Raw genomic sequence first — 13,203 nt, forward strand, 5'->3', positions numbered from 1 at the left:
TTGTTTTTTGGGTAAAATCTACAGTATGGTAGCAGTATGTATATGATAGGGAAGTAATATGCCTATATTTTTTAAGCGCTTAGTTGTTTTGATGCGAGCTCATGTCGATAAAGCAAGTTGGCAGCTGCTGTTTATGGCAACGCTTATTCACATGTCGGTGACATGGGGGCTATTATGGCTCAGTAATGAAACGGCGTTATTGCCACTAAGTACATTTTTTTATTATTACGTCGTGACGACCTCGACGGTTGGGTATGGCGACTTTAGTGCAACAACAGACTTTGGGCGTTTGGTTGTGGCGACAATACAGATCCCATTTGGCCTAGCGCTATTTGGTGTGTTGTTAGGGAAAGCTGGACAGTTTGTGACGTTTTGGGTGAGAAGAGGCATGACAGGGGAAAAAGATTTCGCACACTTGCAAAATCATATTGTAATTTTTGGTTGGCATGATGTCAGAACAAAAAAGATGGTGGATTACATTTTAGGTGATAACAAGCGGGAAGAAAGAAAGATAGTACTGGCAGTTACTGAAATGATGGAACATCCATTATTAAGTTATCCAGATGTCGCTTTTGCCAGATTAACAAGTTTTACTGATGACGAGCAATTAACCCGTATTAATATTGAGCGTGCCGACAAAGTCATTATTGACGGTGACGACGATAATCAAACTTTTACCACTGCTTTAAAACTGAGCCGAGTTGTAAAACCAGAAGCACATATCACAGCCCACTTTTTAGACGATAGTAAGGCACTGTTATTAAGAGAGCATTGTTCCAACGTTGAATGTTCAGCGTCGATGTCTGCCGAAATTTTGGTGCGTGCCATGCAAGACCCTGGGTCAAGTAGAGTACAGGAAGAGTTATTATCAACACTACATGGTGACACACAATTTAGCTTGACCATTCCCGTTGAGGTCGGCAGCTTAACCTTTGAGGATATTTTTGGTTACTTCAAGCAGCATCATGACGCGACCTTATTGGGCGTTGCGCATGATCTCAATGGCTTAAATATGGACCTTAATCCGCCTTTGGATTACCGCATTAGTGGAGGTGATATTTTACATTATATCGCGCCACAGCGTGTATTGGCATCAGAGGTGAATTGGCCAGGGTTATGTTCGAAACCCCGCTGTTAATCTTCGGTGCAGTGTGTGCTTATTTGCTTCCTGTCGCTTTGGTTGCAGGAAGTAAACGCACGAAAGGTCATGAGAAAAATGGGTGGCTAATCGGAACATTATTGTTTTCATGGGTCGCCTTGCTGCTTTATATCAGTATTGTCCCTAAACATGGGTGGAATAAAAATAGGAGCAAGCGTTAGCTTGCTCCTGACATGGCTAATATGGCGTGCCATTCAGCATCCACAACTGGCATGATAGATAGCCGACCTGCTTTTTTTAGCGCAATTTCCGTTAATGCTGGATTTGCCTTGATGGCTTGAAGTGTGACAGGGCGCAAATGCCTTTCATAAGCTAAAGTGACCCCGACCCAGCGCGGGTTATCTGGAGAGGACTTTGGGTCGTAGTAGTCACTGTTGAGATCAAATTGATGAGGATCTGGAGTTGCTGCCTTTATCACTCGGGCAATACCAACTACTGCGGGTACTTTGCAACTGGAATGATAAATAAACACCAAATCGTCTACCTTCACTTCATCACGCAAAAAATTACGAGCCTGATAGTTGCGGATCCCTTCCCAAAAAGTCCGCTGTTCAGGTACATTTTTGAGATCATCAATTGAGAAAGCATCAGGTTCAGTTTTAAACAGCCAATAAGCCATATGGGTTAGTCCAATAGGTTGAGTTATGATGTATTATACTCATTTGAGCAATGTATTTGGATTGGTCAAGGTATTACGTCATTATATCTACTATTGCCAGTTCTACTAGACGTTCGGAGCGCAGCATGAGTCAAGTATTACAAAACCTATTGGATCTTCTTAGCCTCGAGGAGATCGAGCAAGGCATCTACCGTGGGCAGAGTCAAGATCTGGGCTTTCCGCAAGTATTTGGTGGTCAAGTGATGGGACAGGCATTGTCTGCGGCGAAATATACCTTGCCTGAAGGTCGGTATGTTAATTCACTCCATTCGTACTTCTTACGTCCAGGAGATGCGAGTAAGCCGATTGTTTATGATGTTGAGAATATTCGTGATGGGCGCAGTTTTAGCACACGCAGAGTGAGCGCTATTCAGTATGGCAAGCCGATTTTTTACATGACTGCGTCATTTCAAGGGGATGAGCCAGGTTTGTCTCATCAGTCCTTAATGCCAGATGTACCAGAGCCGGAGAGTTTAAAGTCATCGCTTCATTTTTATCAGGAACATACAGACTTAATTCCAGAAATGTTGCGCGCCAAATTTACGCAAGAAATGCCCTTGGATATGCGCCCAGTTAACTTCCAAAATCCTTTTCAGCCTAAAAAGCAATCACCGGTTAGGAACGTCTGGTTTAAAGCCAATGGTGAGATGCCCGACGACCGTCGAATACATAACTATTTATTGGCGTATGCGTCAGACTTTGAGTTTTTGCCAACTGCATTGCAACCACACGGGCTGTCGTTTATGCAGCCGAATATGCAGGTTGCAACCATTGATCATGCGATGTGGTTTCATCGTCCATTTAGAATGGATGAGTGGATTTTGTATAGTGTGGATAGTCCGAGTGCTTCTAATGGCCGTGGTCTTGTCAGAGGGCAGTTTTTTAATCGTCAAGGTGAACTTGTAGCCTCTACTATCCAAGAAGGGGTTATGCGCCAACGTTGATTTGTAGAAAAGTGTAAATCGGCTTCAATATCATACCTTTTTTGTTTAGTGCCGCTAATGGCACTAAACACCACTCTCCTCTTTTTTCTTTAACACCTTGTATATAAATAACTATTTTCTATAAACCTAGCTAGGTTTAATGCGCTTTGCTGCAAAAGGCAAACAGGTGGCACAAGGCTATACTTAGTAAGCCTTGTTACGACTTCACCAAATGTAGCGTGAGGTACACCTTTGACAAACAAAAATTAACATCAAAGCGCATCAAGTTTGATTACATTAGTTAGCAACAAGGCACAGATTATTCTGGGCTGTTTTTACAAGGCCTGAACCTCATTAGGAGATAAATAATGAACAAACAACTCGTGACTGTATTTGCGCTAACTTTTATTGGACTGACTGCGGGTTGCGCAACGGAAGCATCAAGAACACTCGAGAGCCCAAAAGTGGCAACATACAACCAAGCTTACAATGGCCCGAAGAGCCAGTTAGCGGTTGGTAAGTTACAAAATCGCTCTGCTTATCTCAACGGTGTTTTTAATTCTGGCGCCGATCGTCTTGGCTCTCAGGCTAAAACGATTCTTACTACGCACCTGCAACAAAGTAATCGATTTGTCGTGCTAGATAGAGAAAATATGAGTGAAATTTCTCAAGAAGCGGGCTTTTCAGGGGCAAAACAAAAGATCAAAGGCGCTAATTTCGTGGTGACTGGTGATGTATCTGAGTTTGGTAGAAAAGAAGTCGGTGATAAACAATTATTCGGCATTTTGGGTAAAGGTAAATCGCAAGTTGCGTATGCCAAAGTCAACCTGAATATTGTTGATGTTAACAGTTCGGAAGTTGTGTATTCGGTACAAGGCGCTGGTGAATATAGCTTGTCTAATCGTGAAGTAATAGGGTTTGGTGGTACTGCCAGTTATGACTCAACATTAAACGGTAAAGTATTGGATTTGGCCATTCGTGAAGCGGTTAACAACTTAGTAAATGGTATTGAACAGGGCGATTGGCAGCCTTTATAAACCCATTTAGCGCAATCTAATTTTCAGGTAGATTATGAAAAAAACGATATTTGTGGCGGTGTTGTTATTGGTATTGTCAGGGTGTCAAAGTACAACACCGCAATATTATTACGGCTCTTATGAGCGCAATGTCTACGCGTTTTTTCGTGGCGATATGGCGGCACTGAATGAACAAATCGCCGAATTAGAGTCTGATATAGCACGTGCTGAAGCTAACCAATTGAGTCCTGCGCCGGGAATGTATGCTCACCTTGGATATTTGCATTTACTTCAAGGTGATCAAACAAAGGGATTTAGTTATTTTGAGCAAGAGAAGCAGCTGTTTCCTGAGTCTCAGCACTATATTAACTTTCTCATGGTCAATGCACAGGGAGAATAATATGAAATGGTTCAGGTGCGCGTTGGTATTCGTTACGTTGACTTTGCTAAATGGCTGTAAAACGTCACCAAGTCAAGACTATAGCGCTTTTATTCAAAGTGATCCTAAATCCATCTTGGTATTACCGCCAATCAATAACTCAAATGAAGTTATTGCACCTTACAGTGTGATGGCAACCGTAATACAGCCTCTGGCAGATTCGGGATACTATGTGTTTCCAGTATCGTTAGTGCAAGAGACATTTAAAAGTAATGGCCTTGCAATTGCACACGACGTTCATAATGTAGCACCTAGCAAGCTGCACGAGATATTCGCTGCAGATGCAGCTTTGTATATTGAAGTTCAAGATTATGGAACTTCTTATATTGTGATCGATAGCGACACTAAGGTTGCATTATCTGCAAAGTTAGTCGATCTAAAAACTGGCCAAGTGATCTGGCAGGGACACGCTCAAGCTACTAGTAGTGAAGATCGCGATGATAATGATAACAGTCTAGCAGGCGCTTTAATTGGTGCAGTGCTGAATCAAGTGATTGAAAGCACCTTCGATATGGGCTTCGAAGTATCACAAGAGGCATCTCAGCGCTTGCTATCTGCAGGGTCTACAAATGGTTTGCTGTATGGCCCTCGTTCGCCCAAGTACGGTCAATTAAAGGAATAACCCTTGGTTATCTGACTTAGCAGCACTTCATTATTACCAGAACACTGCTATATTCACTTGACTAGGTTTCATTGGAGAAATTGTGATGTCAGTTGTCAGCGAATTTAGACCCGGTTACTTTTGTTGGATTGAGCTGTGCTCAAGTGACTGGAAATCAGCAAAACCTTTTTATAGCCAGTTATTCGATTGGCAGATTCTAGATCAGCCGATAGGTGAAGACTGTTACTACACTATGCTGCAAAAAGGCGCCGATGATATAGCTGCGATGTATCAGATGACAGCTGAGCAGCAGAAAAACGGCGCAGTGAGTCATTGGCTTGCTTATGTTGCAGTAACCCATGTCGATAACAGTGTGGCTCGTGCTGTGGAATTAGGTGCAAAAGTGTTGGCAGGGCCCCATGATGTAGCTGGTGCTGGGCGCATGGTAATGTTGCAAGAGCCTGGGGGTGCCATTTTTGCATTATGGCAAGAAGGTGGGCATATCGGCACACAACGTCAGCTAGAAGCTAATACCCCTTATTGGTTTGAACTGGTGAGTAAAAATAGTCAAAAAAGTCGCGATTTTTATACTTCGTTATTTGATTGGCAAGTTGAAACCAAAGATATGGGGGAGATGGAATATACGCTATTTAAAGTCGATGACCACCCGGTTGCAGGGATGATAGAAATGACTGCAGAGTGGGGGGAGGATATTCCGCCACATTGGATGGTATACCTTGCTGTATTAGATTGTGACAGTAAAGCAGCGCACGCGCAAAAGCTAGGTGGTGAAATATGTGTGCCACCAACAGATGTGCCTGAAGTTGGGCGGTTTTGTGTCATTACAGATCCACAAGGGGCGGTTTTTTCTATGCTTGAGTCTGCAACGGATGATATTTGCGCATAAAATCTGACTTTTCACCCTAGTATGACTATTGTATCGATTTTTCGTGACTTATAAATTCAGGCTCAATTGATCTTGAGTTTGGTACACTCACACCAATAGTAATACTTTGAGCAATAAAATGAGGAGAAGGATATGGCATTGCATGTTTTGGTGACAGGTGCAAATCGTGGGATTGGATTAGAGTTTTGTAAGCAATATCAAGCTTTAGGCTGTGAGGTAACGGCTGTTGTTCGTAATACTTCAGAAGAGCTAGAAGCATTAGGTATCAACATAATAGAAAATATTGATGTTGCTACAGAAAATGGCGTTAAAAAGCTGCTGGCGGCACTGGGCACAAAACAAGTAGATGTGCTGGTGAACAACGCTGGGGTGTTCCACAATGAAACGCTCGCAGATATGGATTTTAAAACTCTTGAGCAACAGTTTCATGTCAATGCGATGGGGCCAATTCGGGTTACTCATGCGCTCTTAAAGAACTTCAGCGTAGGTAGTAAAGTTGCGATGATAACCAGCCGAATGGGTTCCATTGCTGATAATGGTTCTGGTGGATATATTGGTTATCGTATGTCAAAAGCGGCACTCAATGCTGCGAGCGTGAGCATGGCTCATGAACTAAAAAATCAGGGAATTTCGGTTGGACTGTTCCATCCGGGTTTTGTGCAAACACAAATGGTTGGGTTTGCTGGAGATATTACCCCTGATGTCGCCGCTGAGCGTTTAATTAAAAGAATTGAACACTTGAACATCGAAAATAGTGGAGGCTTTTGGCACTCTAACGGTGAAACCTTACCTTGGTAAACGGGGCGCTTTGTTGCGCTCTTTTTCAGCTATCAGCCATCTAGCTGTGCTAATATAAAGTAAATACTCAGATGGTAACCTTTGATGGAATTACAACAAGATACCCCCTTGTCACTACCGCTTTTTTTGTTAGATGACAATATTGAAAATCGTGACGTTAATGTTCCAGACGCCGAAGTGTCTGTGATCTTGAGTGAGAACTTACTTGCTCACTTATGTCAGAATCCTAAAGAAGATGAAAATATCAGCTTGCATATTGATGACTATGAGCTTCTTAATATCAGTGCGAATGTCACTGCGTTGCTAGAAGCAGGCCATCAACTGCAACTGTTGCTTAACCGAGGTCCCGTACTTAGCGCTGTATTGAGCACCGAAGGTGAGGCATTATTTGTTTCTCCTCCGATGGAAATGTTACCTACATTTGACCTAGGCTTAGATGACGAGGACGAGTAAATGTCTAAACGTGTATTGTTTTGTGCGGTGATGCTCACCGTGTTATCGGGTTGTGTGGCGCTCGGCGTTTCCAAGTACGATGACATGTTTGGCCCTGAGCAGCCGCAAGCACGGATTGAGCAGCACCATCAAAGCGGTACACGTTATTTGCACACGGTGAAGCCTATTTTAGAGTCCCGCTGTGTGGTGTGTCATGGTTGTTATGATGCGCCTTGCCAGCTTAAGCTATCCTCCCCCGAAGGGATCGATAGAGGGCTTTCGAAGGAGCTTGTATACGATGGCACACGGCTGCTAGCACAAACGCCAACACGCTTGTTATTTGATGCACAAACTACAACACAATGGCGTGAACGAGGCTTCACAGCAGTACTGAATGAGCGCCAACAGTCTGACTATAGCAACCTTGCAGGTAGTGTGCTCTATAACAGTTTGCTGCTCAAAATGTCTCACCCCTTCCCGAAGCAAGGTATATTGGGTAAAGAGTTTGACTTTTCTCTTGATAGGGAGCAATCCTGTCCAACCATGGATGAGTTCTCTGCGCTGGCGAAGCAACAGCCACATGCCGGTATGCCTTACGGGCTGCCCGCTCTGAGCCATGATGAGTTTAAAACACTTGAACAGTGGCTAAAAAATGGTAGCAAAATGCAGCAAGTAACTGAACCAAGTGATGTTGATCAAAAAGAAGCGGCAAAATGGGAGCAATTTTTAAATCAAGATACCAATAAGCATCGCTTAGCAGCACGCTATATTTTTGAGCATTGGTATCTTGCACACATCTATTTTCCAAAAAGTGATGATGGTTCATTTTTTCAATTGGTGCGCTCCAGCACTCCCCCTGGGCAACCGATTGCGTTAGTGAAGGCAGTGAGACCGTTTGATGATCCAAAAATAGATAGAGTCTATTATCGTTTGATGCAAGTCCGCAGCACCATTTTGTCAAAAACACACATGCCATTAGCGCTCGATGACGCTAAGCTAGCTCGTTTACACCAGCAGTTTTATGCTGCTGATTATCAAGTACAATCACTGCCTGGCTATGAACCCGAGCTTGCAGCAAACCCATTCAAAGTATTCAAAGACATTCCAGTTAAATCCCGTTATCAGTTCATGCTAGATGAAGCTGAGCTTATTGTTAAAGGGTTTATCAAAGGGCCTGTTTGCCGTGGTCAAATCGCACTGAATGTTATTAATGATCACTTTTGGGTGGCATTTGTTGACCCTGAAAAAAACAGCAATGAAGCCGTTAATCAACTGCTGTTAAAACACGACGAGGATTTGGTCTTGCCTGCGGCGGAGCAAAGTAATGCGCTGCCACTTTCTAGTTGGGCAAAATATGCAAGTAAGCAACAAGACTATTTACGTGCCAAAACAGCACTTGCGGAAACGATGTTTGCTGATGGCCAGCGCCTCAATATGGACTTAATCTGGCGCGGTGAAGGAGAAAACCCTAATGCTGCGCTAACCATCTTCCGTCATTTTGACAGTGCGACAGTTGTGAAAGGATTTATCGGTCAACCACCTAAAACTACTTGGGTACTCGATTATGCTCTGTTTGAGCGCATTCACTATTTGCTGGTGGCGGGTTTTGATGTGTATGGCAACATTGGCCATCAGCTGATAACTCGATTATATATGGACTTCTTAAGGCTGGAGGGGGAACAAAACTTTTTAAACTTGTTGCCGCTTAGCCACCGTCAAGAAATTAAGCGTCACTGGTATCGCAAATCACATTTGAGTTTAAGCGAGTTTATTAACCGCAAGTCTCTGATAGGTGCGCCAACGGGCATAAAATACCAAACTGACGACCCCAAACAAGAACTATATCAGCAATTGCATACGGTGCTCGAACCTGTTCTTAATAAGGATTACGACTACCGTGTTGTCGGAAAACCTCTACAAGCACTAAACAGTATGCCCGTGGAAGCAATTAATCTGTTACCTCAGGTTTCGTTTATCATTACTAAGCAAAGTGACGGTTCACATCAAGCGTTCTCGTTATTACACCACAATGCGCACTTCAATATTTCAAGTTTACTCAATGAAGAGGGCCAAAGAGCATATGCTGAAGACACGGCGACAATAGTCCCGGGTTTTATTGGCGATTACCCCGAAGCAATTTGGTACTTAGAAAACAAAGCAGCGCAAGAGGACTTTGTATCATTATTTAGTCAAATGACGAGTGAACCTGACTACCTTGCGCTACGAGCGCAATATGGTATTCGTAGAACTCACCCCGAATTTTGGCGCTATAGCGACTTAATCCACAAAATTGCCGAGCAAACACGTGGTGTTGAATATGGGTTATTTGATTACAACCGTTTAGAGAATCGCTAAAAAAATGGAGTCCTAGACTCCATTTTTTATAGTTACCTGAGGTTGAGAGGTTTAAAGCTGGCTTGCGGCTTTTACTGCGGCCAGTAATACGCTTTCGTCCAATCGTACTTTGTAATTAGGGTTTGCATATTGGAACTGAATTAAGCCTTTTTTATCAATTACAAATACCGCAGGCACTGGTAAAGCAACTTTGTCTTTGCCGTCTAAATCGACAAAATTTACGCCAAGCTTATTACGGTATGCAAGTGCAGTATTGTCATCTAAAAAATAAGCAAGCCCAAGTGCTTGGCTCATCTGCATCTCATTATCAGACAACAGTTGGTAATGGGCTGACGCTACGGTACTTTTTGCTAGCGCCTCGGGTGAGTCCGGGGAAATGGCAATGATTTGGGCGCCCATCTTGACCAACTGCGACTCAATTTCCTGGATCCCTGCAAGCTGTCTTGAGCAATATGGGCACCAGCCGCCACGATAGACCACAAGTACACTGATTTTTTCCTTGTAACGTGCTGCTAAATCTATCGTGTTGCCAGATTTATCTTTAAGGTGCAGTGCTGGAGCATTGATGCCAGGCAGAAGTGGACTGACTTTTTCAGGGGCTGCTGCAATATTGGTGACTTCAGCAGCGCTAAGAAAAGCTGAAAAAGCCAAGGTGAAAAAGAAAATAAGTTGACGCATAAAAGTTCCTGAGGTTTGCAATTGAATTCGACTCAGAAGACCTAAGTTATGGCGAAAATCTTTCACTACGGTATGATATCGTCCGTAATTGATTTCCATGAAGAGAGAGCACAATGTCTGCTAACATCACTAAGCTTGTGGTAATGCTAGAAATGCAACATGCCATGAATACCAAAGTACACCAACAGTGGTTTGAACAAGGGTTTGAATGGTACCGTGCAATTTGGGTTGAGTGTGCAGAAATGCTAGATCATTACGGCTGGAAATGGTGGAAGAAACAAACGCCAGATACAGAACAAGTAATTTTGGAGTTAGTTGATATTTTTCACTTTGGCTTGTCTTTGCGTATTGATGGTGAAACTGCATTTGAGCAACTTGCATCGCAGCTAGAGCAAGAGCTGGCAAAGCCAATTAAGGCGGGAGACTTCAAGGAGACACTTGAGTTGCTAGCAAGTGCTGCAGTAACAAAGCGTGAGTTTGATGCGCACGCGTTTGCCGGGTGTATGCAGCAAATTGGGATGTCTATTGATGACCTATACCGCGGATATGTCGGTAAAAACACCCTTAACTTCTTCCGTCAAGACCATGGTTATAAAGATGGTTCATATATTAAAGTATGGAATGGCAAAGAAGATAACGAGCACTTAGTTGAAGTAGTAAAAAGCCTAGACACCGCACATCCAGACTTTAAAACACAAGTGTATGATGGCTTAAAAGCCCGTTACCCAGCTTAATAGATAGGTAGCAAAGTGCGATAGTCAGAGACTGAGAGGTATTCTTTGATCTCTCGAGCTGGTTGCTGACTATCTGGATTGGCCACCGCGAGTAAGTGGCCAATGCCAAACTTTTTAGCGGCATTTAGCACGCTAATGCTATCGTCGACAAATAAAGTTCGAGACTTATCAAAGCCTAAGTCTTGCTCTACTTGATGCCATAACTCCTGACTTTCTTTACTTACACCGTACTCATGGGTTGACACTAATTTGTCTAGGTATTGATCAAACTGAGTGCGTTCAATCTTGAGACTTAAACTATTTGGGTGTGCGTTGGTTAACAAAATAAGCTGTTTGCCACTTTTTCTTAGTGCGTCTAAGAATTCAGGTACATCATCACGAACGGATATTAAATGTTGCACTTCACGTTTGAGTTCCATAATGGGGAGTTGGAGCTGCTCTTGCCAATAATCTAGACAATACCACTCAATTTGACCCATCACGGCTTCATAGCGTGCARGAATATCAGCTCTGGCAGCCTCTAACGTGAGTCCTTGACGTTTGGCATGTGCTTTAGGCACAACGTCGAGAAAAAAATGATTATCAAAATGGAGGTCCAGCAATGTGCCATCCATATCTAACAACACGGTATCGATATTTGACCAATTTAGCATAGGCATTTAACTTCAAAGGCTTTATGATTAGATTATTGGTCATGATAGCAAATAATAATTTATGTCACACAAAAAGCACCCAACACCACCTGAAATTTTAGCATGCGATGTCGTTGCAAAAAGTAAACTATTTACAGTAGAAGCCCTTTCTTTATCATTTTCTAATGGTGAGCAGCGCGAATATGAAAGAGTTCGTGGTGGTGGCCGAGGTGCGGTAATGATAGTGCCAATAACAGCTGAGAATGAGCTATTATTAGTAAGAGAGTATTGTGCAGGAACACACGACTATCAGTTAGGTTTCCCCAAAGGTTTGATTGACCCTGGTGAAACTCCCATTGAGGCTGGAAACCGGGAACTAAAAGAAGAGGTTGGCTTTGGCGCAAATGCTTTTTCTGATCTCAAAGTCGTTTCCCTAGCTCCAAGCTACTTCAATGCTAAGATGCACATTCTGGTCGCCAGTGAGCTATATCCAGAACAGTTGGAAGGTGACGAACCTGAGCCTTTGGTAGTTGTGAAGTGGCCATTGGACAAGTTGGGGGAGTTGCTACATCAAGAGGACTTTACTGAAGCAAGAAGTGTTGCTGCACTATTGTTACTGAAAGCACACTTGAACTTGGAGGCGTAAATTGCAGTCGTTTTTAGAGCCTTGTATTACGCTAGCACAACGTGCTGGTGAAGCTATTATGTCAATTTATCAGGCAGATGATATTGGTAAAAAAGAGAAGTCGGATCACACTCCGGTTACCGCCGCAGACCTTGCCTCCAATGAAGTGCTCATGGCGGGGCTTGCTAAAATTGCGCCTGATATTCCAGTCATGTCAGAAGAAACCCCCATTCCTCCTCTACACGAACGTCAACACTGGCAGCGATATTGGTTACTCGACCCCATGGATGGAACTGGGGAATTTATTCTTGAAAGTGGAGACTTTGCGGTCAATATCGCTTTGATTGAGGATAACCATCCCGTTTTAGGTGTTATTTATTGGCCGTCACAAGGAGTGACCTATTATGCTAGTAAAGACAATGGAGCTTTTAAGCGTAAAGATGGTGGTGATAGCGAGCGTATTTTCGTTTCACCTAGAGAAACCCTTACTCTCGCGGTTAGTCGTAGGCAAAAGCTCGAAGCCGTAAGCCAGTATTTAAATAGCCAGTTTGATACGGTCGCGCTGGGTTCGTGTTCGTTAAAAGCCTGCATTATTGCAGAAGGTAAGGCTGATTGCTTTTTGCGTGTCGGGCCTACTGGTGAGTGGGACACGGGGGCATCACAGGTGATTATTGAAGAAGCGGGAGGGTGCATTACTGACTCTGAGTTCAATCCGCTTACATATAACCAGCGAGAAACGACAGAAAACCCAGATTTTATCGTGATGGGGCATCCTGATTGGCAATGGCAAAAATTGATCAGTCCGCATAATAGGATCGTAGACTAGTTAGGTGTCAGCGCCATGTTTGTAGGAATTTTGCGCACTTAAAAGCTTTTATGCGCTAAATCCCTTGCAATAAAATTTTAATCCATTATTATAGCGACCTCTTCAAAAGGAAGTCCTTTTAAAGAATATACAGGCGTGAGATAGAGCAGAATGATAAATCATTCGTCGGACTCACTAAACCTGAAAGAGCCGAAAGTCGTCGGTACCCGACGATAATAAGCTCTAAAAATATACAGGCGCGGGATGGAGCAGCCTGGTAGCTCGTCGGGCTCATAACCCGAAGGTCGTCGGTTCAAATCCGGCTCCCGCAACCAATATTTTTTGGCTGTATTAGTCTCTTGTACAAAGACTTAAAAATAAGTGCAAATTCAGGCGCGAGATAGAGCAGAATGATAAATCATTCGTCGGACTCGCTAAACC

General features: G+C 43.3%; 16 protein-coding genes and 1 tRNA gene. 14 read left to right on the forward strand and 3 right to left on the reverse strand.

Going from position 1 to position 13,203, the window contains the following annotated elements:
* Nucleotides 1-58 precede the first annotated feature (58 nt).
* Both EAG18_RS05335 and EAG18_RS22320 read left to right on the forward strand, forming a co-directional pair.
* On the forward strand, nt 59-1,138 hold the full coding sequence (locus EAG18_RS05335) for an ion channel (RefSeq protein WP_125251364.1): 1,080 nt from the start codon (nt 59-61) through the stop codon (nt 1,136-1,138).
* Nucleotides 1,117-1,320 carry a hypothetical protein gene (locus EAG18_RS22320; RefSeq protein WP_275557236.1) on the forward strand — a complete coding sequence of 68 codons (204 nt, stop codon included), beginning with the start codon at nt 1,117-1,119 and terminating at the stop codon, nt 1,318-1,320. Before EAG18_RS05335 ends, EAG18_RS22320 begins: the two co-directional genes overlap by 22 nt.
* On the opposite strand, the gene EAG18_RS05345 is transcribed toward EAG18_RS22320, so the two are convergent.
* Nucleotides 1,317-1,778, reverse strand: a complete 462-nt coding sequence (locus EAG18_RS05345) for an EVE domain-containing protein (protein WP_125251365.1) — start codon at nt 1,776-1,778, stop codon at nt 1,317-1,319. The genes EAG18_RS22320 and EAG18_RS05345 overlap by 4 nt on opposite strands.
* A 125-nt stretch (nt 1,779-1,903) precedes the next feature.
* On the opposite strand from EAG18_RS05345, the gene tesB reads away from it, so the two are divergent.
* The 8 genes from tesB (at nt 1,904) to EAG18_RS05385 (ending at nt 9,288) form a co-directional block, all read left to right on the forward strand.
* Entirely contained in the window at nt 1,904-2,761 is an 858-nt protein-coding gene (gene tesB / locus EAG18_RS05350; RefSeq protein WP_125251366.1) for an acyl-CoA thioesterase II, read from the forward strand.
* A 347-nt stretch (nt 2,762-3,108) separates the two neighbouring features.
* Nucleotides 3,109-3,777, forward strand: a complete 669-nt coding sequence (locus tag EAG18_RS05355) for a CsgG/HfaB family protein (protein WP_125251367.1) — start codon at nt 3,109-3,111, stop codon at nt 3,775-3,777.
* A gap of 34 nt (nt 3,778-3,811) precedes the next feature.
* Entirely contained in the window at nt 3,812-4,156 is a 345-nt protein-coding gene (locus EAG18_RS05360; RefSeq protein ID WP_125251368.1) for a DUF4810 domain-containing protein, read from the forward strand.
* A gap of 1 nt (nt 4,157) precedes the next feature.
* The gene (locus tag EAG18_RS05365) at nt 4,158-4,817 is read left to right on the forward strand and encodes a DUF799 domain-containing protein (protein ID WP_125251369.1); all 660 of its coding nucleotides are present in this window, start codon (nt 4,158-4,160) and stop codon (nt 4,815-4,817) included.
* Between the two features lie 85 nt (nt 4,818-4,902).
* On the forward strand, nt 4,903-5,703 hold the full coding sequence (locus tag EAG18_RS05370) for a VOC family protein (protein ID WP_125251370.1): 801 nt from the start codon (nt 4,903-4,905) through the stop codon (nt 5,701-5,703).
* Between the two features lie 132 nt (nt 5,704-5,835).
* Entirely contained in the window at nt 5,836-6,501 is a 666-nt protein-coding gene (locus tag EAG18_RS05375; RefSeq protein ID WP_125251371.1) for an SDR family oxidoreductase, read from the forward strand.
* An 84-nt stretch (nt 6,502-6,585) separates the two neighbouring features.
* Nucleotides 6,586-6,954: a hypothetical protein gene (locus EAG18_RS05380; protein ID WP_125251372.1), complete on the forward strand. Its 369-nt coding sequence runs from the start codon at nt 6,586-6,588 to the stop codon at nt 6,952-6,954.
* Entirely contained in the window at nt 6,955-9,288 is a 2,334-nt protein-coding gene (locus EAG18_RS05385) for a fatty acid cis/trans isomerase (RefSeq protein WP_125251373.1), read from the forward strand.
* Nucleotides 9,289-9,339: 51 nt separating this feature from the next.
* On the opposite strand, the gene EAG18_RS05390 is transcribed toward EAG18_RS05385, so the two are convergent.
* Complete coding sequence (locus EAG18_RS05390) at nt 9,340-9,966, reverse strand: peroxiredoxin-like family protein (protein WP_125251374.1); 627 nt, start codon at nt 9,964-9,966, stop codon at nt 9,340-9,342.
* Nucleotides 9,967-10,079: 113 nt separating this feature from the next.
* Here EAG18_RS05390 and EAG18_RS05395 point away from each other — a divergent pair, with 113 nt between their 5' ends.
* Entirely contained in the window at nt 10,080-10,700 is a 621-nt protein-coding gene (locus EAG18_RS05395; protein ID WP_125251375.1) for a dUTP diphosphatase, read from the forward strand.
* Here the strand turns inward: EAG18_RS05395 and yrfG are convergent.
* Nucleotides 10,697-11,353 (reverse strand): GMP/IMP nucleotidase, encoded by a 657-nt coding sequence (yrfG, locus tag EAG18_RS05400; protein ID WP_185745556.1) that lies wholly within the window; start codon nt 11,351-11,353, stop codon nt 10,697-10,699. The genes EAG18_RS05395 and yrfG overlap by 4 nt on opposite strands.
* A gap of 61 nt (nt 11,354-11,414) precedes the next feature.
* On the opposite strand from yrfG, the gene nudE reads away from it, so the two are divergent.
* From nudE to EAG18_RS05415, 3 genes are all read left to right on the forward strand, one after another.
* Nucleotides 11,415-11,978 (forward strand): ADP compounds hydrolase NudE, encoded by a 564-nt coding sequence (gene nudE / locus EAG18_RS05405; RefSeq protein WP_125251377.1) that lies wholly within the window; start codon nt 11,415-11,417, stop codon nt 11,976-11,978.
* A gap of 1 nt (nt 11,979) precedes the next feature.
* Nucleotides 11,980-12,783 (forward strand): 3'(2'),5'-bisphosphate nucleotidase CysQ, encoded by an 804-nt coding sequence (gene cysQ, locus EAG18_RS05410; RefSeq protein WP_125251378.1) that lies wholly within the window; start codon nt 11,980-11,982, stop codon nt 12,781-12,783.
* 237 nt (nt 12,784-13,020) lie between these two features.
* Nucleotides 13,021-13,097 (forward strand) — tRNA-Met (locus tag EAG18_RS05415).
* Nucleotides 13,098-13,203: the final 106 nt, after the last annotated feature.

The sequence above is a fragment of the Pseudoalteromonas sp. J010 genome (assembly GCF_003934235.1).
Lineage (GTDB): Bacteria > Pseudomonadota > Gammaproteobacteria > Enterobacterales > Alteromonadaceae > Pseudoalteromonas > Pseudoalteromonas peptidolytica.

Coding starts and splice junctions, on each gene's coding strand:
- EAG18_RS05335 (WP_125251364.1), top strand. CDS start 59: ATGCCTATATTTTTTAAGCGCTTAGTTGTTTTGATGCGAGCTCATGTC.
- EAG18_RS22320 (WP_275557236.1), top strand. CDS start 1,117: ATGTTCGAAACCCCGCTGTTAATCTTCGGTGCAGTGTGTGCTTATTTG.
- EAG18_RS05345 (WP_125251365.1), bottom strand. CDS start 1,778: ATGGCTTATTGGCTGTTTAAAACTGAACCTGATGCTTTCTCAATTGAT.
- tesB (WP_125251366.1), top strand. CDS start 1,904: ATGAGTCAAGTATTACAAAACCTATTGGATCTTCTTAGCCTCGAGGAG.
- EAG18_RS05355 (WP_125251367.1), top strand. CDS start 3,109: ATGAACAAACAACTCGTGACTGTATTTGCGCTAACTTTTATTGGACTG.
- EAG18_RS05360 (WP_125251368.1), top strand. CDS start 3,812: ATGAAAAAAACGATATTTGTGGCGGTGTTGTTATTGGTATTGTCAGGG.
- EAG18_RS05365 (WP_125251369.1), top strand. CDS start 4,158: ATGAAATGGTTCAGGTGCGCGTTGGTATTCGTTACGTTGACTTTGCTA.
- EAG18_RS05370 (WP_125251370.1), top strand. CDS start 4,903: ATGTCAGTTGTCAGCGAATTTAGACCCGGTTACTTTTGTTGGATTGAG.
- EAG18_RS05375 (WP_125251371.1), top strand. CDS start 5,836: ATGGCATTGCATGTTTTGGTGACAGGTGCAAATCGTGGGATTGGATTA.
- EAG18_RS05380 (WP_125251372.1), top strand. CDS start 6,586: ATGGAATTACAACAAGATACCCCCTTGTCACTACCGCTTTTTTTGTTA.
- EAG18_RS05385 (WP_125251373.1), top strand. CDS start 6,955: ATGTCTAAACGTGTATTGTTTTGTGCGGTGATGCTCACCGTGTTATCG.
- EAG18_RS05390 (WP_125251374.1), bottom strand. CDS start 9,966: ATGCGTCAACTTATTTTCTTTTTCACCTTGGCTTTTTCAGCTTTTCTT.
- EAG18_RS05395 (WP_125251375.1), top strand. CDS start 10,080: ATGTCTGCTAACATCACTAAGCTTGTGGTAATGCTAGAAATGCAACAT.
- nudE (WP_125251377.1), top strand. CDS start 11,415: ATGTCACACAAAAAGCACCCAACACCACCTGAAATTTTAGCATGCGAT.